Consider the following 19,409-nt stretch of genomic DNA (forward strand, 5'->3'; position numbering starts at 1 on the left):
CTCGGCTCGTCCCACAGCGACGGCCCTACCCCATCCGGCTCGTCGCGCAGCGACGGCCCCGCCCCTCACCCCTCCAGCACAGGGTTGATCGCGGGTCCTGGCGGGGTGAGCTGCAAGGCGGAGGAGGGCGCGATACCAGCGGTATCGCAACCGACGACAACGCCGCAGATCGCCCCGCCAGGGCCCGCGATCAAGCGTCGAAGCGGTAGCCGAGGCCGCGGACAGTAACCAGGAGCACCGGCTCCTTCGGCGTCTTCTCGATCTTGGAGCGGATGCGCTTGACGTGGACGTCGAGGGTCTTCGTGTCGCCGAAGTAGTCGCTGCCCCAGACGCGGTCGATGAGCTGGCCGCGGGTGAGGACGCGGCCCGCGTTGCGGAGCAGCATCTCGAGGAGCTCGAACTCCTTGAGGGGCATCGGGGTCTCGACGCCGTCGACTTCGACCGTGTGGCGTTCGATGTCCATGCGGACGGGGCCGGCGACGACGATCCGCTCCTCGCCGGGCTCCTCGGTGCGGCGTCGGAGGACGGCGCGGATGCGGGCGAGCAGTTCGCGGGTGGAGTAGGGCTTGGTGACGTAGTCGTCGGCGCCGAGCTCCAGGCCGACGACGATGTCCACTTCGGAGTCCTTGGCGGTGACCATGATGATCGGGACGGAGGAGCGGGTGCGGATCTCGCGGCAGACCTCGGTGCCGGGCATGCCGGGCAGCATGAGGTCGAGGAGGATCAGGTCGTAGTCGCCCTCGTCGAAGGCGGCGACGGCGCGGTTGCCGTCCTCGGCGACGGTGACGTCGTAGCCCTCGCGTTCGAGCAGGTAGCTGAGGGGCTCGCTGAGGGCGCTCTCGTCCTCGACGAGCAGGATGCTGGTCACGCGTGTTCTCCTATCGGGGCGGTCGCCGCGAAGGGCGTCCGGGCGGGCTCGGCTTCGGGGAGCCGGATGGTGAAGGTGGAGCCGCGGCCGGGCTTGGACCAGACGCGGACGTCGCCGCCGTGGTTCTGCACGGCGTGCTTGACGATGCTGAGGCCGAGGCCGGTGCCGCCGGTGTGGCGGGAGCGGGCCTGGTCGACGCGGTAGAACCGCTCGAACACCCGGTCGAGGTCCTCCTCAGGGATGCCGATGCCCTGGTCGGTGACGGCGATCTCGACGACGCCGCCGGTGGAGCGGACGCCGATGCCCACGCGGGAGCCGGCGGGCGAGTACTGGATGGCGTTGGCGAGGAGGTTGTGCAGCGCCGAGACGAGCATCTTCTCCTGCCCCACGACGTAGGCCTTCTTCATCCCGCCCTTGACCAGGGTGACGTCGTGCGACTCCGCCATGACGTGGGTGGTCTCGAGCGCCGCCGTGACGACGTCGTCGACGCGGATGATCTCGGCGGAGCCGGCGACGTCGGCGGCCTGGAGGCGGGAGAGCTCGATGATCTCGCGGGTGATCTTCGCGAGGCGGTGCGACTCCTGGGTCAGCCGGTGCGCGAAGCGGCGCACCTGCTGGGGGTCGTCGGCGGCGGAGTCGAGGGCCTCGGCGAGCAGGCCGACGGCGCCGATCGGGGTCTTCAGCTCGTGGGAGATGTTGGCGACGAAGTCCCGGCGGACGGCCTCGAGCCGGCGCGCCTCGGTATGGTCCTCGGCGATGACGAGGACGTAGCGGGAGCCCAGGCGGGTCGCGTGGACGACGAGCGTCACGGCGGCGTCGGAGAGCGGGCTGGTCGCGAGGTCGAGGTCCTGGACGATGTCGTCGCCGAAGCGGCGGACGCGGTCGACGATGGCGGCGAGGTCGGGGTGGAGCAGCGTGTCCTGCGAGACCAGGCCGAGCGCGACGGCGCGGGTGGACGCCTTCAGCACGTTGTGCGACGGGTCGGTCACGAAGGCGGGCGAGCCGACGGCGTCGATGATCGCCTCGATCCCCTCGGGGAGCCCGACCGAGATCACGTCCTGCGCGATGCGGCCCTGGCGGGCGGCGAGCGTGAGCACGGTCGTCAGAAGGATCCCGATCGCGACACCGAGAACGAGCGACAGAACCACGATCAAGCCCGAATCCACGGACCCAGGCTAACCATCCACCGGGCGTCCCCCTACCGGACGCCCGTCGATCCTCCGGGGGTCGAGTACTGTTCAAACGCCCGGCACCGTCCGTTAACCTGCCGTGGTCATCATGACTGCGCCTGCGCCCACGGAGTGCAGTCGCAGCGGCGTGCGAGGTGCTCGCCGCAGATCCGGCGCCGTCGTCCGCGCGCGCCGTAGAGAGGGTCGAACACAGATGCGCGAAGTTTTCCAGCAGGAGCTGGCCGAGGTCCAGGAACGACTCGTCGAGATCTCCGGACTCGTCGAGATCGCCATCGAGAAGGCGACCCAGGCGTTCAACCACTCCGACGTCACCCTCGCGGAGGAGGTCATTGCGAGCGACGCGCGCATCGACGAGCTGGCCATCAGCCTCGACGAGCTCGCGATCGACATCCTCGCCCGGCAGAACCCGGTCGCCCGCGACCTGCGGATCGTCGTCTCGGCGCTGCGCATCAGCGCGTCGCTCGAGCGGATGGGCGACATCGCCGAGCACATCGCCCAGCTCTCGCGCTATCGCTTCCCCGACAAGGTGGTCCCCAAGAGCCTGCGTCCGACGTTCGTCGAGATGGGCCGCCTCGACGTGGTCGTCGCGCACAAGCTGACCGACCTGCTCCGCTCGCAGGATCCGCGAATCGCCGAGGAGATCCGCGACGAGGACGACAAGATCGACGAGCTGCACGTCAGCGTCTTCGACAAGGTGCTCAGCGAGGCGTGGAAGGGCCAGGCAGCGGACACCGTCGACGCGACCCTCGCCAGCCGCTACCACGAGCGCTTCGCCGACCACGCCGTGTCGATCGCCAAGAAGGTCCAGTACCTGATCTCGGGCGACTACTCCTAGTCGACACCTCGGGCTCCGGCCCGTCTCACCGTCCGGCCCGCAGGAACGATCGTCTCCTGCGGGCCGGACGTGTCCGTGCGCTCCGCCTCCGGGGCTACGTGAACGGCCCGCCGGAGTCGAGGACTCGGGCGGGCCGTTCGCGTGTGCGGGGCGGTGCTACTTCTTGGCGCCCTGGGCGGCGACGGCGGCGGCACCGGCGGCCGCGGCCTCGGGGTCGAGGTAGCGCGCCTCCCCGATGGGCTCGAAGTCCTCGTTCAGCTCGTAGACGAGCGGGATCCCGGTCGGGATGTTGAGCTCCGCGATGTCCGAGTCCGAGATGCCGTCGAGCGTCTTCACCAGCGCGCGGAGGGAGTTGCCGTGCGCGGTGATCATGACGGTCTTGCCCGAGGCGAGGTCCGGCTTGATGTCGGACTCCCAGTACGGGAGCATCCGCTCGATCACGAGCTTCAGCGACTCGGTGCGGGGCAGGGCGTCGCCGAGGTCGGCGTAGCGCTCGTCGTGCGCCTGCGAGTACTGGTCGTCGTCGTCGAGCGGGGGCGGCGGCACGTCGAAGGAGCGGCGCCAGGTCTGGAACTGCTCGGGGCCGTACTCGGCGAGGGTCTGCGCCTTGTCCTTGCCCTGCAGGGCGCCGTAGTGGCGCTCGTTGAGACGCCAGGAGCGCTTGACGTCGATCCACAGGCGGTCGGCGACCTCGAGGGCGATGTTGGCGGTCTGGATCGCACGGGTCTGGCGCGACGTGTAGACGATGTCGGGGTGCAGGCCCGCCTCGGTCAGCAGCTCGCCGGCGCGGGTGGCCTCTGCGACTCCCTGCTCGGTCAGGCGCACGTCGACCCAGCCGGTGAACAGGTTCTTCTGGTTCCACTCGCTGTTGCCGTGGCGCACGAGGATGAGGGTGTAGGTCTCGGACATGCGTCCAGCTTAGAGGCGGCCCCCTCGCCCGCGGATACGCTGGAGAGCATGCCCATCGGAGCCGTCACCCGCGGAACGACGGGCACGAACCGCCTCCGCCGGGTCGACCGCCGGCTCGCCGAGCTGCCCGTCCTGCGCAGCACCGACTCCCCGCTCGTCGTCGATCTCGGCTTCGGGGCGAGCGCGGTCACCACGCTCGAGCTGCACCGCCGGCTCGTCCGGGCCGCGCCCGACGTCGAGGTGCTCGGCCTCGAGATCGAGCCCGCCCGGGTCGACACCGCTCGACGCCAGCTCGCCCGGGTGAGGGAGGGCGGCACGCCGTTCCCCGCGGACGCGCGCGTGCGCTTCGAGCGCGGCGGCTTCGAGGTGCCCCTGCCCGCGGGGCGGCGGGCGGGCGTCATCCGCGCCTTCAACGTGCTCCGCCAGTACGACGAGGACGCGGTGCAGGGAGCCTGGGCGACGATGACGGACCGCCTGCAGCCCGACGGCGTCCTGGTCGAGGGCACCTGCGACGAGATCGGCCGCATCTGCACCTGGATCGAGGTCGGCCGGGAGGGCCCGCGCTCGCTGACCCTCTCGCTCCGGCTCGCGGCGATCCCCTCGCCGATGACGGCGGCCGAGCGCCTGCCGAAGGCCCTCATCCACCGCAACGTGCCCGGCGAGGGCGTGCACGCCTTCCTCTCCGCCCTCGAGCGGGCGTGGACGCTGAACGCCCCTCTCGCCGTCTACGGTCCAGGTCAGCGCTGGATCGCGGCGGTCCGGGACCTCCGGCCGGAGTGGCCGGTCCTCGGCGGGCCGCGGCGCTGGCGCCTGGGCGAGGTGACGGTCGCGTGGGAGGCGGTCGCCCCCTCCTCCTGAGCGCCGGGCCTGAGCGCCGGGCCTGAGCACCGGGCCTCCTGAGCCCTAGGCGAGCGGGGGCAGGGCGGCCCGAGCCTCGGCGGGAGCGGCGCCGGTCGCCGTGAGCAGGTCGACGACGAGCGGGCGGAGCAGGACGAGCACCGTCTTCTCGGCGAGGCGCGCCTCCGGGATCAGCCGCTGGGGGTCGAGCGTGGTCGCGAGCAGCACGAGGTCTTGACGCGCCAGGGCGAGCACCGACGGATCGGCGACCGCGCGGCCGAGCAGCGCGATGCCCGGGCCGAGGGCGGCGACCGCTCCGGCGAGCGCCGGCCGCGGGGCGCCGTCCCCGACGAGGAAGTCGGTGCGGCGCGCGACGATGCGCAGATTCCGGGTCGCGAGGTCCAGCGCGGACAGCATCACGGCCTGGCGGGAGAGCTCGCCGCGGTGCCGACGGACGAACGGCGAGATCCGGGCGACGCCGGTCGCGGAGTCGAGCGCCGCGGTCCAGCCGTCGATGACCGGCTGCGTCCCGCGGATCCGCTCGAGGGCTGCGGTGGACGCCGAGGAGTCGCCCCGGCGGAGCGCCTCGGCCAGCTCCTCCACGGTCCGGCTGAGCGCGGTGAGGAGCCGATGCGCCTCGGCCCGCGCCGTGCGCAGCGGCGGGCGGGGCACGATCGCCGTGCAGAGCAGCGCCGCGAGCCCGCCGATCAGGCCGTCGACGCTCCGGGTGAAGACGCCTCCGTCCGGCGCAGGGAGGACCATCACCAGCATCGCCTGGGTCCCGGCGGCCACGGCGAACCCCGGCGAGGGCGAGAGGGCCCGGCCGAGCGTGAAGACGATCGCGAGGACGACGGCGAGCTGCCAGACGCCGCTCCCCCACAGCAGGAGCAGGACCTCGCTGGCCGTGATGCCGATGAGCATACCCGTCGCTGTCTCGGCCACCTGCTTGGGGCGGGTGTCGCGCGCGATGCCGAGGCTCGAGATCGTGGCCGTCAGCGCCAGCACCGGCGCGGGGTGCCCGAGGACGAAGTGCGCGACGGAGTAGGCGAGGGTCGCCGCGAGCACGATCTGCAGCACTGCGGGGAGCGACGCCCCCGCGCGGGCGAGGGCGCGCGCGGGACTCAGCTCGGGGGTCCGGACGAGACCGCGCAGCCGCTCGGCCGCCCGGCCCCGCTCGGCGGGACGTGCGGCCACCACGGCGTGGCCTACCTGGTCGTCGCCCCGAGGCGGGGCAGGCGGGGCACTCCCGCCTCCGCTCCGGCTCCGGGAGGGACCACGACCTCCTGGGCCGCGGCCACGCGCGAGTCGCCGGCCAGCACGGTCAGCTCGAGGTCCACCGGGACGCTCCGCTTGACGACCGCGAGAGCGACCGGTCCGTCCTCGTAGTGCCAGGCGCTGGAGGTGACCGTGCCGACCTCGACCGGCTCGCCGCCCTTGAGCGCCGTGACGACGTCGCCGTGGGCGGGGAGGATCGAGTCGGAGCCGTCGAGCTGCAGCAGGACAAGGCGCCGCGGCGGGTGCCCGAGGTTGTGCACCTTCGCCACCGTCTCCTGGCCCCGGTAGCAGCCCTTGGCGAGATGCACGCTCGAGCGGAGGAGGTCGAGCTCGTGCGGAATGGACCGCTCGTCGACCTCGGTCGCGTGGCGCGGGCGCCAGGCGGCGATGCGCAGCGCCTCGAGGGCGTCGACCCCGGCGAGGGCCACTCCCAACCCGACGGCCGTCTCCGCGAGGGCCTCGAGGGCCGCTCGCGGGACCAGGACCTCGCGGAGCTCCCAGGAGGCCCCGGGATGCTCTGTGGTCAGCGCGTACTGCCAGCCGCCCGGCTGGACCTGCGACCACGGGTCGCTCCAGACGACGGGCTCCTCGGCCAGGGACAGGGCGAGCGTCAGGGCCGGCCCGTCGCCGAGGGCGGCGAGGGTCGCGAAGTCGTCGGTGCGGTCGGCGACCTCGACGCGGAGCATGAAGCGCATCCGGTCGAGCCAGGCGGCCAGGCCGGCCGTCTCGTCGCGGTCGAGCAGGAGCCAGGCGGTCTCGCCGTCGTCGACGAGGCGGATGACGTGCTCGATCCGGCCGGTCGGGTCGAGCAGGAGCGTCTCGGCGGACGCGCCAGGAGCGAGGCGCGAGACGGCCTGGCTGGTGAGCGAGTCGATCCAGGTGAGGCGGTCCGGCCCCGTGACGGTCACGACGCCGCGGCCGGAGAGGTCGACGAGCGCGGTGCCCGCGGCGAGAGCGCGCTGCTCGCGGAAGGGCTCGCCGTAGTGGGCGGCGACGCCGGGCTCGGCGGCGCTCGTCGTCGCGACGGCGCCCGGGGCGGCCAGGAGCGGGGAGGGCGCGTCAGTCGACACGGGCGAGCCGTCCGGAGGAGTGGGTCCGCAGGCCCTGGCCGAGCGCGGCGATGTCCCACGCCCAGAGCAGGTGGTCGTCGACCAGGCCGTAGAGGCGCGTGGCGGCGGCGTAGTCCTTCGCCGCGGCGGTGCGCATCACCGCGTCGGTCGCGAGGTCGATCCGAGGCCCCTTGACCTGACCGAGGTAGAGCTCGCTGACCCCGTCCGGGTGCACGAGCGAGACCTCGATGTCGAACCCGCCGGCGGCGTTGCGCAGCGTCTCGACGGACTCGGCGTCGGGGAAGGCGGGTGCGCCGCGGCCGGGCAGCATTCCCGGGCCGGCGTCGGAGTCGGTCAGCGCGCGGCTGAGGCGCCAGTAGCCCGTCTCGGTGACCAGGGGCCGGGGCGCCTCCTCGGCGCCCTCCTCGATCAGCCATGTGTAGGAGTTGTAGTTGAGGTACGGGAGGCCGTCGTAGCTGAAGCTGATGCGATGGCCGAACTCGGCCTGGACGGAGTCGTCGCCGATCGTGTAGTCGATGACGCCCGAGCCCTCCCAGACGCCGAGCAGCCAGGACAGGGGGACGAGCTCGGGCGGCAGGCCCGACGGAAGCGAGATCACTCGGGCTCCGGCGGCGGCTAGCGCTGGCCGCGGTAGAGCTTGTAGACGACCACGCCGGAGACCCACGCGATGGCGAGGGAGGCGAGCCCGAGCAGACCGAGGTAGAAGAGTTCCAGGGCGAGAAGCATGCGCTCATCCTACCCGCCGCCTCCGACGCCGGGGCGGGGCCGACGCGGCCGCTCAGGCGGTGCGGATCCGGGCGCTCGGGAAGGGAGGGCGCGACCGCTCAGGCGGGGAGGAGGAGGGCGATCCCGCTCGCGACCGCGACCACGGCCATCGCCCCGACGATGCTCGTCATCGCGCGGAGGAGGTACCCCTCGGCGCGGGCCACGGCGAGCTGCACCGCGAAGGTCGCGAGCACGCATCCGCCGAACGTCAGCGCGAGCCAGAGCTGCCGGGACTCCGGAGCGGCGATCGCCAGCGTCAGCACGGAGCCCACGAGTGCGAGCGCCCAGACGACTCCGATGCCCACCCGATCCCTGCCCATCCGACAATTGTGCCCCAGGCGGACGCCCCTCCCGGCCCGCCGCTAGTATTGCGGGCAGACCAGTTCTGGAGGATCCGTGGCGCAGTTGTTGATACTGACCTCGGCGGGAGGCGCCGAGGTGCTCCCCGCACTGGGGCTCCTCAGCCACCGGACCCGGCAGATCCCCGCGGAGCCCGCCCAGCTCGTGAACGCCCCGAGCTGCGATCTGATCCTGGTCGACGCGCGGCAGGACCTCGCCAGCGCCAAGTCGCTCTGCAAGATCCTCACGACCACGGGCATCAACGTCCCCCTCATCCTGATCCTCACGGAGGGCGGGCTCACGGCCGTCTCGGCCGACTGGGGCGTCAACGACGTCATCCTCGACTCGGCCGGCCCCGCCGAGGTCGACGCCCGCATCCGCCTGGTGATCGGTCGGCTCGCGCAGGAGCAGTCGACCTCGCGCATCCAGGCGTCGGGCGTCGTGATCGACGAGGCCAGCTACTCCGCCAAGGTGCACGGGCGCCCGCTCGACCTCACCTTCAAGGAGTTCGAGCTCCTCCGCTTCTTCGCCACGCACCCCTCGCGCGTCTTCACCCGCGAGCAGCTGCTGAGCGAGGTGTGGGGCTACGACTACTTCGGCGGCACCCGCACGGTCGACGTGCACGTGCGGCGCCTCCGCGCGAAGCTCGGCGACCTGGAGTCGCTGATCGGCACGGTCCGCAACGTCGGATACCGCTTCAACGTGTACGAAGAGGACAATGAGCGAGTCGCTCAACCTGTCCGTTGAGGATCTGGCCGATCCCGCGGTGGCGGCCGGCCTCGAGCACCTGATCGGGCGCGCCGCCTGGTTCGACCACCAGCCCCCCTTCAGCGACCAGACGCTCGTCGACGCCCGGGCCGGCTCGCGCACCCTCCTCGTGGGGCTGCGCGCCGACGTGGTCGTGGCGGCGGCGATCCTCGGGCAGGGCGAGCTGGAGTTCGTCGTCGATCCGGAGTGGCGCGGGGTCGGCTTCGGCACCGCGACCCTGGAGCAGGTTCTCGCGAGCGGCCGGACGGGCCTGCTCGCCTGGGCGCACGGCGACCACCCCGCCGCCCGGGCCCTCGCGGCCTCCCACGGCTTCGCACCGGTTCGCACCCTCCTGCACCTCGAGCTCGAGCCGCTCGCCGCCCCCGAGGTCCGCGTCCCCGAGGGCGTCGTCCTCTCGGACGCCCGCGACCTCGCTCCGGCCGAGTGGATCGCCCTGAACGCGCGGATCTTCGCCGCGCACCCCGAGCAGGGGCGGATGAAGGAGGAGGACCTGGCGGCCCGCCGCGCCGAGCCGTGGTTCGACGAGGGCGACTTCCTCCTGCTCCGCGACGTCGACGGCACGCTCCTCGGATACGACTGGCTCAAGATCGAGCCCGGATCGACGACCGGCGAGATCTACGTCCTCGGGGTCGCCCCCGAGGCGGCCGGACGGGGACTCGGCCGCACCCTGCTGAACACCGGGCTCGCGCGGATGCTCGAGCGCGGCTGCACCGCGGCCGACCTCTACGTCGAGGCCGAGAACCGGTCGGCGGTGGCGCTCTACCGCTCGCTCGGGTTCACGGACGCCTCCGTCGACGTGCAGTACCTGCAGCGCGCCGCGCCGCTGCGCTGAGCCGGCACTCCTCCACAGGGCCTCCCCCGACCCCGTTCATCCGGCATTCACGAGCGGCGGCGCGGAGCGGACGGACGCGGTGCCAGGATGGTCGCATGGACGGCGACAACCTGCTTCTCGAAGACGGTCTCAGCGATGACCTCGACGACGACTTCGACGACGAGGAGGAGCACTCGGACCCGCTCCTCCCCGACAACCGCTACCTCGACCGGGAGCTGAGCTGGCTCGCGTTCAACCAGCGCGTGCTCGAGCTCGCGGAGGATCCGCTGGTTCCGGCGCTCGAGCGGGCGAACTTCCTGGCGATCTTCTCGTCCAACCTCGACGAGTTCTTCATGGTCCGGGTCGCCGGCCTCAAGCGCCGCATCCTCACGGGGCTCGCCCTGCCGACGAACATCGGCCGCGTGCCGGTCGACGTGCTGACCGACATCTCGGAGAAGGCGCACCTGCTGCAGCAGCGCCACTCCCGAGCGTTCAAGGAGCTCGTCGAGCCCGCCCTGCGCGCCGGCGGCATCGACCTCGTCCGCTGGGACGAGCTGAGCGACGCCGAGCGCACCGTGCTGGACGACTACTTCTCGGCCCAGGTGTTCCCGGTGCTGATGCCGCTCGCGGTCGACCCGGCGCACCCGTTCCCCTACATCTCCGGCCTCTCGCTCAACCTCTCGGTGCGGGTGCGGAACCCGAAGACGCAGAAGGTCGAGTTCGCGCGCCTCAAGGTGCCGCAGATGCTCCCCCGCTTCGTGCGGATCGCCGGAGTCGCGGCGCCGGGCGAGCCGATGCGGTTCATCTCGCTCGAGGACCTGATCGCCAACCAGCTGGACGACCTGTTCCCCGGCATGGAGATCCTCGACCACCACGTGTTCCGGGTGACGCGCAACGAGGACGTCGAGGTCGACGAGGACGAGACCGAGAACCTGATCAAGGCCCTCGAGAAGGAGCTGCTGCGCCGCCGGTTCGGCCCGCCCATCCGCCTCGAGGTCACCGATGACATGGACGACGAGACGCTGGGCCTGCTGGTCCGCGAGCTCGACATCACGACGCAGGAGGTCTACAAGCTCCCGGCCCCGCTCGACCTCAGCGGGCTCTTCAGCCTGCAGAAGATCGACCGCCCGGACCTGAAGTACCCCAATCACGTCCCGACGACGGCGGTGCAGCTCTCGCCCAGCGAGCCCAACCAGCGGCAGGACGTCTTCAAGGCCGTCTCCCGCGGCGACGTGCTCCTTCACCACCCCTACGAGTCCTTCGCGACGAGCGTGCAGTCGTTCCTCGAGCAGGCGGCGGCCGATCCGGACGTGCTCGCGATCAAGCAGACGCTCTACCGCACCTCGGGCGACTCCCCCATCGTCGAGGCGCTCATCGACGCGGCCGAGTCGGGCAAGCAGGTGCTCGCCCTGGTCGAGATCAAGGCGCGCTTCGACGAGCAGGCGAACATCTCGTGGGCGCGCAAGCTCGAGAAGGCGGGCGTGCACGTGGTCTACGGGCTCGTCGGGCTGAAGACCCACTGCAAGCTCGCGCTCGTCATCCGCCAGGAGAAGGGCGGAGTGCTCCGCCACTACTCCCACATCGGCACCGGCAACTACAACCCGAAGACCTCGCGCATCTACGAGGACCTCGGACTCCTGACGGCCGACCCCGAGGTCGGCAAGGACCTCACGCGTCTGTTCAACGAGCTCTCGGGCTACGCGATCGAGAAGAAGTTCAAGCGCCTGCTCGTCGCGCCGCGCCACCTGCGGAAGGGCCTGCTCAAGCGGATCGCCGCCGAGACCGAGAACGCCCGCGCGGGGCGCCCCTCGGGCATCCGGATCAAGGTCAACTCGATCGTCGACGAGTCCGTGATCGACGCGCTCTACCGCGCCAGCCAGGCCGGCGTGCCGGTCGACGTGTGGGTGCGCGGCATCTGCGGGCTGAAGCCCGGCCAGGAGGGGCTCTCCGAGACCATCCGCGTGCGCTCGATCCTCGGCCGCTACCTCGAGCACTCCCGCATCTTCAGCTTCGTCAACGGCGGCGAGCCGGACGTCTTCATCGGCAGCGCCGACATGATGCACCGCAACCTCGACCGCCGCGTCGAGGCTCTGGTGCGGATCGTCGAGCCGGCGCACCTCAGCGAGATCGACGACATGTTCGAGCGGGCGATGGACGAGCGGACCGCCTCCTGGTGGCTCGGCCCGGACGGCGACTGGACGCGGCACCACCTCGATGAGGAGGGCGCTCCGCTCGCCGACCTGCAGAACCAGCTGATGCAGCACATCACCCATCGCAAGCGCGCGGCTACACGGTCCGCCAACCGGGCCTCCAGCCGCTGACGCCCGTGACGGGCACCGTCTACGCAGCAGGAGCGGTGTGCTGGCGGATCATCGAGGGCCGCCCGCACATCCTCGTGATCCACCGGCCGCACCGCCGGGACGTCAGCCTGCCCAAGGGCAAGGTCGACGCGGGCGAGTCCCTCCCGGAGACCGCGGTCCGCGAGATCCGCGAGGAGACCGGGCTCTCGGTGGCGCTCGGGGTGCCGCTGGGGTGCACAGAGTACACGCTGCCGAGCGGGCGCCCGAAGGCCGTCTACTACTGGGCGGCGCAGGTGACCGAGAAGGCCGTCCTGGCGTCCGACTTCCTCCCGAACGACGAGGTCGAGGCGCTCGAGTGGGTGACGCTCAAGCGGGCCCGGAGCTACCTGACCTATCCGCACGACGTGACGATCGTCGACGAGTTCGCCCGGATCGCCGCACGCGGTGCGCTCGAGACCTTCGCGATCGTGGTCCTGCGGCACGCGAAGGCGGTGCCCGCCTCCTCCTGGGACGGCCGCGACTCCACCCGCCGCCTCACCGGGCGCGGCCGGGTCGAGGCCGCGGCCGCCGCTCAGGCCGTGGCCGCCTGGCGCCCGCGCCGCCTCGTCTCGAGCACCGCCAAGCGCTGCCGGTCGACCATCGCCCCGCTGTCCGGTCTGGTCAGGAAGCCGGTCAAGCTGCGCGACGACCTCAGCCAGGAGGCGCACGAGCAGGGCACCGCCGACGTCCGCGCCCTCGTCGGCAAGCGGGTCCGCGCCCGGCGCACCGCCGTCCTCTGCAGTCACCGGCCGGTGATCCCCGAGATCCTGCGCGAGATCGCCCTCGCCACGGCGACTCCTCTCGGCGCCTACCTCGACGAGGCGGCAGCGCTCCCGACCGGGGGCTTCGCCGTGGTGCACCTCTCCACCGGCCACCCCGGCTCCGGCATCGTCGCGATCGAGACGCACACGCCGCTGGCCTGACCCGCCCGGGCGCTGCGCGACCGGCTCGACGGGTCCCTCCGGACCGGGCCGGTCGCGCCGCCGGGACGCGCCCGACGCACCGCGCCTTCCCCGCCGCCCCGTCGCTCCGCAATCCCCGAGGCGGACCCGTTCACCGCGCGTTCACCGAGCGGTCGGTGCCAGGACACGACCCCTCCGTACTCTCGCTCGCGGGCTGCACCAGGCCCTGTTCTGTTTTCCACGTTTTCCTACCCGAAAGGGATACTTGTGAGATTCTCGCGTCTCGGCCAGGCGGCCGTCGTCGCCGCCGTCGCAGCGATCACGCTGACCTCCTGCGCTGCCAACGAGGCACCGGCCGCAGGCGGCAGCTCCGGCTCCGCCACCACCTCCACGCTCTCCGGCACCATCACCGGGATCGGCTCGTCCGCTCAGGGCACCGCGCAGACCACCTGGGCCGCCGCGTTCCAGACCGCGAACCCCGAGGTCACGGTCAACTACGACCCGCAGGGCTCCGGCGCCGGCCGCACCAACTTCATCGACGGCGCCGCCGACTACGCCGGCTCCGACTCCGCGCTCAAGGACGAGGAGCTCGCGGGCACCTTCGCCGCGTGCGCCCCCGACACCAAGGCGATCGACCTCCCGGTCTACATCTCGCCGATCGCGGTCATCTTCAACGTGGAGGGCGTCGACGAGCTCAAGCTCGACGCGGCCACCATCGCGGGCATCTTCAAGGGCACCATCACCTCCTGGGACGCCCCGGAGATCAAGGCCCTGAACCCTGACGCGACCCTCCCGTCGGCGAACATCACCTCCGTGCACCGCTCGGACGACTCGGGCACCACGCAGAACTTCACCGACTACCTCGCGGCCACCGCGAGCGACGTCTGGGACGCTCCCGCCGCGCAGACCTTCCCGTACCAGAGCGGTGACGGCGCCAAGGGCACCTCGGGTGTCGTCGACGCGGTCAAGAACGGCACCAACACGATCGGCTACGCCGACGAGTCCGGCGCCCAGGGCATGGACATGGCGCAGCTGAAGGTCGGCGACGCGTTCTCGACCATCTCGGCCGACGGAGCCGCGGCGGTCGTCGCCGCCTCGCCCATCGCCGAGGGCCGCGAGGACAACGACCTCGCGATCAAGATCGACCGCACGGGCACCGAGGCGGACGCCTGGCCGATGGTCCTGGTCAGCTACCTCATCGTGTGCCAGGAGTACGCGGACGCCGACAAGGGCGAGGTCGTCAAGTCCTTCGCCTCCTACGTCGCGAGCGAGGAGGGCCAGGAGGCCGCCGCCGCTCAGGCCGGCTCCGCTCCCCTGAGCTCCGAGCTCGCCTCGACCGTCGCCACCGCGATCGAGTCGATCAAGTAGTCCCACCGGCAGGGCCCGTCTCGCAGCACGATCCGCGGGACGGGCCCCGCCTGTGCCGGGCTCGACCCACCGGACGCCCCCTCCGAGCCCTAGCATCTCCCTGTGCGCCCCGCCGAACCCCCTCGTCTGAAGAGAGTCCCCTGGAATGGCAACTGAGACCGTCGTCCGCCCGAAGGCGAAGGTGCGTGTCGGAGATCGGGTCTTCTCGATCTCGACCGTCGCCGCCGGTTCCCTCATCCTCCTCGTCCTCGCCGCCGTCGCGATCTTCCTCATCGCGCAGTCGATCCCCGCGTTCACCGCGCCGGCCGGCAGCCTCCCCGGCGACGCGACGAGCTTCTGGGCCTACGTCGGCCCCCTGGTCTTCGGCACGGTCTGGTCGGCGGTGATCGCCCTGGTGATCGCCCTGCCGCTCTCGATCGCGATCGCCCTCTTCATCTCGCACTACGCGCCGCGCCGCATCGCGATGGCCCTCGGCTACGTGGTCGACCTCCTCGCCGCCGTCCCCTCGGTGGTCTTCGGCCTCTGGGGCGCGACCGTGCTGGCGCCGATGGTGCAGCCCTTCTACCTCTTCCTCAACGTGAACATCGGCTGGTTCCCGCTCTTCGGCGGCCAGGCGTCGGGCACCGGCAAGACGATCCTCACCGCCTCGGTGGTGCTGGCCGTCATGGTCATCCCGATCATCACCGCGGTCTGCCGCGAGATCTTCCTCCAGGCCCCGCGCCTGCACGAGGAGGCGGCGCTCGCGCTCGGCGCGACCCGCTGGGAGATGATCCGCATGGCCGTCCTGCCCTTCGGCGCCCCGGGCATCGTCTCGGCCGCCATGCTCGGCCTCGGCCGCGCCCTCGGCGAGACGCTCGCCGTCGCGATGGTGCTCTCGCCCGCGACGGTCGTCTCCTTCCTCCTGCTCACCTCGCAGAACTCGAACACCATCGCCGCGAACATCGCGCTGCAGTTCCCGGAGGCGAGCGGAGTCGGCGTGAACGTCCTCGTCGCCTCGGGCCTCATCCTCTTCGTCATCACGCTCGTCGTGAACTCGGTCGCGCGGTTCATCGTCAACCGCCGCAAGGCCTTCTCGGGAGCCAACTGATGTCCGCCGCCACCTCGTCGATGCCCTTCTCGCTGCAGGCGGGCAAGCTGCCCAAGGGCACTCCCTGGATGCTGCTCGTCGGCAGCTGGGTCGTGTTCGCCGCCGTCTTCCTGATCCTCCAGGCGGCCGGCATGATGAACGACTTCAGCCTCGTCGGAGCGATCTTCTGGGGCACCGTCCTCTTCGACGTCGCCATCTACGTGGTCTCGCGCCTGGTCGAGGGCGGCCGCAAGGCTGTCGACCGCCTCGTGACCTCGCTGGTCGCGACCGCGTTCATCATCGCGCTGCTCCCGCTGATCTCCCTGCTCTACACGGTCGTCTCCAACGGAGTCGCGCGGTTCGATCCGCTCTTCTTCTCCTCGTCCATGCGCAACGTCATCGACGCGGGCGGCGGCGCCCTCCACGCGATCATCGGCACGCTCGAGATCACGGCCATGGCCGCGCTGATCTCGGTGCCGATCGGCCTGCTCACCTCGATCTACCTCGTCGAGTACGGCCGCGGCCACCTCGCCCGGGCGATCACCTTCTTCGTCGACGTGATGACGGGCATCCCCTCCATCGTCGCGGGCCTGTTCGCGTACGCGCTCTTCGCGCTGCTCCTCGGCCCCGGCGTCCGGATGGGCTTCGCCGGCTCGATCGCCCTCGCCGTGCTGATGATCCCCGTAGTCGTCCGCTCGTCGGAGGAGATGCTGAAGCTGGTCCCGAACGAGCTGCGCGAGGCGTCCTACGCGCTGGGCGTGCCGAAGTGGCTGACCATCGTCAAGATCGTGCTGCCGACCTCCATCGCCGGCATCACGACGGGCATCACCCTCGCGATCGCCCGCGTCATCGGCGAGACCGCCCCGCTGCTCATCGTCGCCGGCTTCACCGCGTCGATGAACTACGACCTCTTCAGCGAGCGGATGATGACCCTCCCGGTCTTCGTCTACACGCAGTACGCGAACCAGGGCCCCGACGCCGAGGCGTTCCTCAACCGGGCCTGGACCGGCGCGCTGGCCCTCATCCTGATCGTCATGGCGCTGAACCTGATCGCCCGCCTGATCGCGAAGATCTTCGCCCCCAAGCTCGGCCGCTGACACCCACCACTCGGCTCCGGCCGGAATCCCCGAAGGAAGCAATGTCCAAGCGCATCGAGGTCAACGACCTCAACGTCTACTACAGCCAGTTCCTCGCGGTGGAGGGCGTCTCGCTCGCCATCGAGCCCCGCACGGTCACCGCCTTCATCGGCCCGTCCGGCTGCGGCAAGTCGACCTTCCTCCGCACGCTCAACCGCATGCACGAGGTCATCCCCGGCGCGCACGTCGAGGGCGAGGTCCTGATCGACGGCAACAACCTGTACGGCCCGGGCGTCGACCCGGTGCAGGTCCGCCGGCAGGTGGGCATGGTCTTCCAGCGCCCCAACCCGTTCCCGACGATGTCCATCCGGGACAACGTGCTGGCCGGCGTGAAGCTCAACAACCGCCGCATCTCGAAGTCGGACGCGGACGCGCTCGTCGAGCGCTCGCTCCAGGGCGCGAACCTCTGGAACGAGGTGAAGGACCGCCTCGACAAGCCGGGCTCCGGTCTCTCCGGCGGCCAGCAGCAGCGTCTGTGCATCGCCCGCGCGATCGCCGTCTCCCCCGACGTCCTCCTGATGGACGAGCCCTGCTCCGCCCTCGACCCGATCTCGACCCTCGCGATCGAGGACCTCATCGAGGAGCTCAAGAACGACTACACGATCGTCATCGTGACCCACAACATGCAGCAGGCCTCGCGCGTCTCGGACCGCACCGCGTTCTTCAACATCGCGGGCACCGGCAAGCCGGGCAAGCTCATCGAGTACGACGACACCGCGACGATGTTCTCGCGGCCGTCCGTCCAGGCGACCGAGGACTACGTCTCGGGCCGCTTCGGCTGATCCGCCGCAGACGAGAGCGAGCCGCGTCCCTCCGGGGTCGCGGCTCGCTCTCGTTCCACCGCGTTCCCTCCGGGAACGAGAAGAGCCGCACTCCGCCATCGGAGTGCGGCTCTTCTCGTGCTCGGGCCGTCAGGCGATGTCGATCGCCAGTATCGGATCGGTGGTCGGAGTCGGCGAGCCGCCGGCGTCCTCGACCGTCACGGCGACGACTCCGCCCTCGGTCAGGCTCCCCTCGAGCGGGGCCACGGTGCTGCCCTCTCCCCCGTCGAACGTCCCTGCGGCGACCGGACCGGATGAGCCGATGTACCAGAGCTCGTAGGTCTTGTCCTCCGGCAGCGGCGCCAGGTCGTCCACCACGAGGGCGGAGCGGCCGAGCGAGCTCGACCAGACCAGCGTCGCCTGCTCGCCGGTGGCGACCGTGCCGGTCGTCTCCTGCGCGTCGGGGGCGCTGCGGATCTGCTCCAGAGCCGTCTGCTGCTGCGTCTGGCCGGGGCCGGACGAGAGCAGCGGCGGGAGGGTCACTCCGCCGACCACGATCACCGCGGCGGCCGCGGCCGCCGAGAGGTAGACCGCGGGGCGGGCGAACCAGCGGCTCCGGGCGCGGTTCGCGGCGCTGCCGCCACCGTCCCGGCGAGCCGTCGGACCGCTCCGCTCGCCCTCGGAGGCGACGGGGACCAGACGGGGCGCGGCGGGCGCCTCGTGGTCCTCGTCGGGCTCCTCCAGCGGCAGCTGCGGAGTGGTGGCGATGAGCGCCATCAGGTCGGCCTTGAAGCCCGGCGAGGGCTCCACGGCGGGTGCGTCGGCGACCAGCGCCTCCGCCACCTCGGCGAACGCGTCGGCCTCGCCGCGCGCCTCCGGGTGCTCGGAGAGGAAGCGCTCGTAGCGCTCCTGCTCCTCGGGCGTCAGGATGCCCAGTGCGTGACCCGCCGCGAGATCGCGCGGGTCGTCCATCCCGTCGGGGAGTCGCACATCGTTCACAGGGCCACCCCCATCTCTTCTCGAAGTCTGATCATTCCGTCACGCAGGCGTGTCTTGACGGTTCCCACGGGGCACTGCAGGATCCCCGCGATCTCGCTGTGCGAGTATCCGCCGTAGTAAGCGAGCTGCAGCGCCTGCCGCTGCAGTTCCGTCAGGCGGCCCATGGCGGCCGCGACCTTCTCGTGCTCGAGGGACACCTCCGCCTGCTCGGAGACCTGGTCGTAGTCGCGTCCGAGGTCTCGGATTCCGATGCGCATGTCCCGATCACGGCCGGCTTGAGCCGCGCGGACCCTGTCGATGGCCCTGCGGTGTGCCATCGTGAGGATCCAGGTCGTCGCGCTTCCTTTATTCGGAGCGAAACGCCCAGCGGTTTGCCAGATCTCGAGGAAGACCTCCTGGGCCACCTCCTCGGACTGGGAGCGGTCGACGAGGACGCGGATGATCAGGCCGAGGACCCGGCCGGCCATCTGGTCGTAGAGCGCGGCGAACGCGGCCTGCTCTCCCCCGGCGATGCGCTCGAGGAGGACAGCCGCCTCCGCTGTGGTGTCGTCCGTCATCAGCCCCGCCTCGCCCGCGCCCGGGCTGAAAGATTCCGCGTCATCCAGAAGGCTGTCACGGCCAGGCCTGCAACGACGACCGACACCTCGATCGGATGCGTCACGAATCGGACATCCAGCGCCAACGTGCCGATCGGCACGAGCGCGGGGTCGCCCAGCCGGGGGGCCAGCCAGAGCGAGATCACGGCCACCGCCGCAGCGGTGATGCCCGGATAGCTGCGCGGGCGGATGAGGACCCAGAGCCCGGCGAGCACGTCGAGGACCGCGAGGACGCGCATCACCGTGCCCTGCGAGAGCGAGACCCCCGCGGCGAACTGGGCGCCCTCCGCGTCGTCGACGCTCGGCGCGGCGAGGAGGTAGAGGGCGGCGACGACCAGCAGCCCCGCCCCCGCCCAGACGCGCGCGCCGATCCGGAGAGCTCTGCTGTTCTTCATTCCGCTGGCGCCTGTCTGTGGGGACTCGGGCGAGGATCGACTCCTCCTGGGCCCTCGCCTCGCGCACCGTGGCGGCGATGCGAGCAGAGAAGGGGCCGGACCGCAGGAACGCCTCTCGGCGCGAGGCCGCTCGAAGCGGCTATAAGTGGAGCCCGGGGTTACTGCGATCCGGCTTCCGCC

Annotated in this window: 20 protein-coding genes; 10 read left to right on the forward strand and 10 right to left on the reverse strand. The window is 71.5% G+C overall.

The annotated features are described in order from the left end of the window. Positions 1–190: 190 nt before the first annotated feature. Both C5C63_RS14900 and C5C63_RS14905 read right to left on the reverse strand, forming a co-directional pair. On the reverse strand, positions 191–868 hold the full coding sequence (locus C5C63_RS14900; protein ID WP_104227263.1) for a response regulator transcription factor: 678 nt from the start codon (positions 866–868) through the stop codon (positions 191–193). After that, a complete protein-coding gene (locus C5C63_RS14905; RefSeq protein WP_104326357.1) occupies positions 865–2,034 on the reverse strand; it encodes a cell wall metabolism sensor histidine kinase WalK in 1,170 nt (389 codons plus the stop codon). Before C5C63_RS14905 ends, C5C63_RS14900 begins: the two co-directional genes overlap by 4 nt. A 217-nt stretch (positions 2,035–2,251) precedes the next feature. Between C5C63_RS14905 and phoU the strand changes: the two genes are divergently transcribed. After that, positions 2,252–2,893 (forward strand): phosphate signaling complex protein PhoU, encoded by a 642-nt coding sequence (phoU, locus tag C5C63_RS14910; protein WP_104224693.1) that lies wholly within the window; start codon positions 2,252–2,254, stop codon positions 2,891–2,893. Positions 2,894–3,049: 156 nt separating this feature from the next. Here phoU and C5C63_RS14915 read toward each other — a convergent pair whose 3' ends face one another. Then, a complete protein-coding gene (locus tag C5C63_RS14915) occupies positions 3,050–3,802 on the reverse strand; it encodes a phosphoglyceromutase (RefSeq protein ID WP_104224694.1) in 753 nt (250 codons plus the stop codon). 48 nt (positions 3,803–3,850) lie between these two features. Between C5C63_RS14915 and C5C63_RS14920 the strand changes: the two genes are divergently transcribed. Continuing rightward, complete coding sequence (locus C5C63_RS14920) at positions 3,851–4,660, forward strand: class I SAM-dependent methyltransferase (RefSeq protein WP_104326358.1); 810 nt, start codon at positions 3,851–3,853, stop codon at positions 4,658–4,660. A gap of 45 nt (positions 4,661–4,705) precedes the next feature. Here the strand turns inward: C5C63_RS14920 and C5C63_RS14925 are convergent, their stop codons facing one another. The 4 genes from C5C63_RS14925 to C5C63_RS14940 form a co-directional block, all read right to left on the reverse strand. Then, entirely contained in the window at positions 4,706–5,836 is a 1,131-nt protein-coding gene (locus C5C63_RS14925; protein WP_104238730.1) for an aromatic acid exporter family protein, read from the reverse strand. 8 nt (positions 5,837–5,844) lie between these two features. Continuing rightward, positions 5,845–6,984, reverse strand: a complete 1,140-nt coding sequence (locus C5C63_RS14930) for a folate-binding protein YgfZ (protein WP_104326359.1) — start codon at positions 6,982–6,984, stop codon at positions 5,845–5,847. After that, positions 6,974–7,582 carry an FABP family protein gene (locus tag C5C63_RS14935; RefSeq protein WP_104224698.1) on the reverse strand — a complete coding sequence of 203 codons (609 nt, stop codon included), beginning with the start codon at positions 7,580–7,582 and terminating at the stop codon, positions 6,974–6,976. Before C5C63_RS14935 ends, C5C63_RS14930 begins: the two co-directional genes overlap by 11 nt. A gap of 226 nt (positions 7,583–7,808) precedes the next feature. After that, positions 7,809–8,069: a hypothetical protein gene (locus C5C63_RS14940; protein WP_146086413.1), complete on the reverse strand. Its 261-nt coding sequence runs from the start codon at positions 8,067–8,069 to the stop codon at positions 7,809–7,811. 76 nt (positions 8,070–8,145) lie between these two features. On the opposite strand from C5C63_RS14940, the gene C5C63_RS14945 reads away from it, so the two are divergent. The 8 genes from C5C63_RS14945 (at position 8,146) to pstB (ending at position 17,260) form a co-directional block, all read left to right on the forward strand. Continuing rightward, a complete protein-coding gene (locus C5C63_RS14945; RefSeq protein ID WP_104224700.1) occupies positions 8,146–8,835 on the forward strand; it encodes a winged helix-turn-helix domain-containing protein in 690 nt (229 codons plus the stop codon). Beyond that, positions 8,807–9,688 (forward strand): mycothiol synthase, encoded by an 882-nt coding sequence (mshD, locus tag C5C63_RS14950; protein WP_104326361.1) that lies wholly within the window; start codon positions 8,807–8,809, stop codon positions 9,686–9,688. Before C5C63_RS14945 ends, mshD begins: the two co-directional genes overlap by 29 nt. A 95-nt stretch (positions 9,689–9,783) precedes the next feature. Further along, positions 9,784–11,988: an RNA degradosome polyphosphate kinase gene (locus C5C63_RS14955; protein WP_104268353.1), complete on the forward strand. Its 2,205-nt coding sequence runs from the start codon at positions 9,784–9,786 to the stop codon at positions 11,986–11,988. A gap of 5 nt (positions 11,989–11,993) precedes the next feature. Then, entirely contained in the window at positions 11,994–12,929 is a 936-nt protein-coding gene (locus C5C63_RS14960; protein ID WP_104224703.1) for an NUDIX domain-containing protein, read from the forward strand. A 246-nt stretch (positions 12,930–13,175) separates the two neighbouring features. After that, the gene (gene pstS, locus C5C63_RS14965; RefSeq protein ID WP_104233897.1) at positions 13,176–14,276 is read left to right on the forward strand and encodes a phosphate ABC transporter substrate-binding protein PstS; all 1,101 of its coding nucleotides are present in this window, start codon (positions 13,176–13,178) and stop codon (positions 14,274–14,276) included. A 145-nt stretch (positions 14,277–14,421) separates the two neighbouring features. Beyond that, positions 14,422–15,363 carry a phosphate ABC transporter permease subunit PstC gene (pstC, locus tag C5C63_RS14970; RefSeq protein ID WP_104227270.1) on the forward strand — a complete coding sequence of 314 codons (942 nt, stop codon included), beginning with the start codon at positions 14,422–14,424 and terminating at the stop codon, positions 15,361–15,363. Next, positions 15,363–16,439, forward strand: a complete 1,077-nt coding sequence (gene pstA, locus C5C63_RS14975; RefSeq protein WP_104326362.1) for a phosphate ABC transporter permease PstA — start codon at positions 15,363–15,365, stop codon at positions 16,437–16,439. The genes pstC and pstA overlap by 1 nt, the downstream gene beginning before the upstream one ends. A gap of 41 nt (positions 16,440–16,480) precedes the next feature. After that, a complete protein-coding gene (gene pstB / locus C5C63_RS14980) occupies positions 16,481–17,260 on the forward strand; it encodes a phosphate ABC transporter ATP-binding protein PstB (protein ID WP_104224707.1) in 780 nt (259 codons plus the stop codon). A gap of 129 nt (positions 17,261–17,389) precedes the next feature. Here the strand turns inward: pstB and C5C63_RS14985 are convergent, their stop codons facing one another. From C5C63_RS14985 to C5C63_RS16785, 3 genes are read right to left on the reverse strand one after another with little or no spacing between them, the layout of a single operon-like run. Then, positions 17,390–18,238, reverse strand: coding sequence for an anti-sigma factor domain-containing protein (locus C5C63_RS14985; RefSeq protein WP_146076502.1), 849 nt, complete (start codon positions 18,236–18,238; stop codon positions 17,390–17,392). After that, positions 18,235–18,795, reverse strand: coding sequence for an ECF RNA polymerase sigma factor SigK (gene sigK, locus C5C63_RS14990; RefSeq protein ID WP_104224709.1), 561 nt, complete (start codon positions 18,793–18,795; stop codon positions 18,235–18,237). Before sigK ends, C5C63_RS14985 begins: the two co-directional genes overlap by 4 nt. After that, positions 18,795–19,229: a hypothetical protein gene (locus tag C5C63_RS16785; RefSeq protein WP_104224710.1), complete on the reverse strand. Its 435-nt coding sequence runs from the start codon at positions 19,227–19,229 to the stop codon at positions 18,795–18,797. The genes sigK and C5C63_RS16785 overlap by 1 nt, the downstream gene beginning before the upstream one ends. Between the last annotated feature and the right edge of the window lie 180 nt (positions 19,230–19,409).

The sequence above is a fragment of the Rathayibacter sp. AY1B8 genome (genome assembly GCF_002932775.1).
Classification (GTDB): Bacteria; Actinomycetota; Actinomycetes; order Actinomycetales; family Microbacteriaceae; genus Rathayibacter.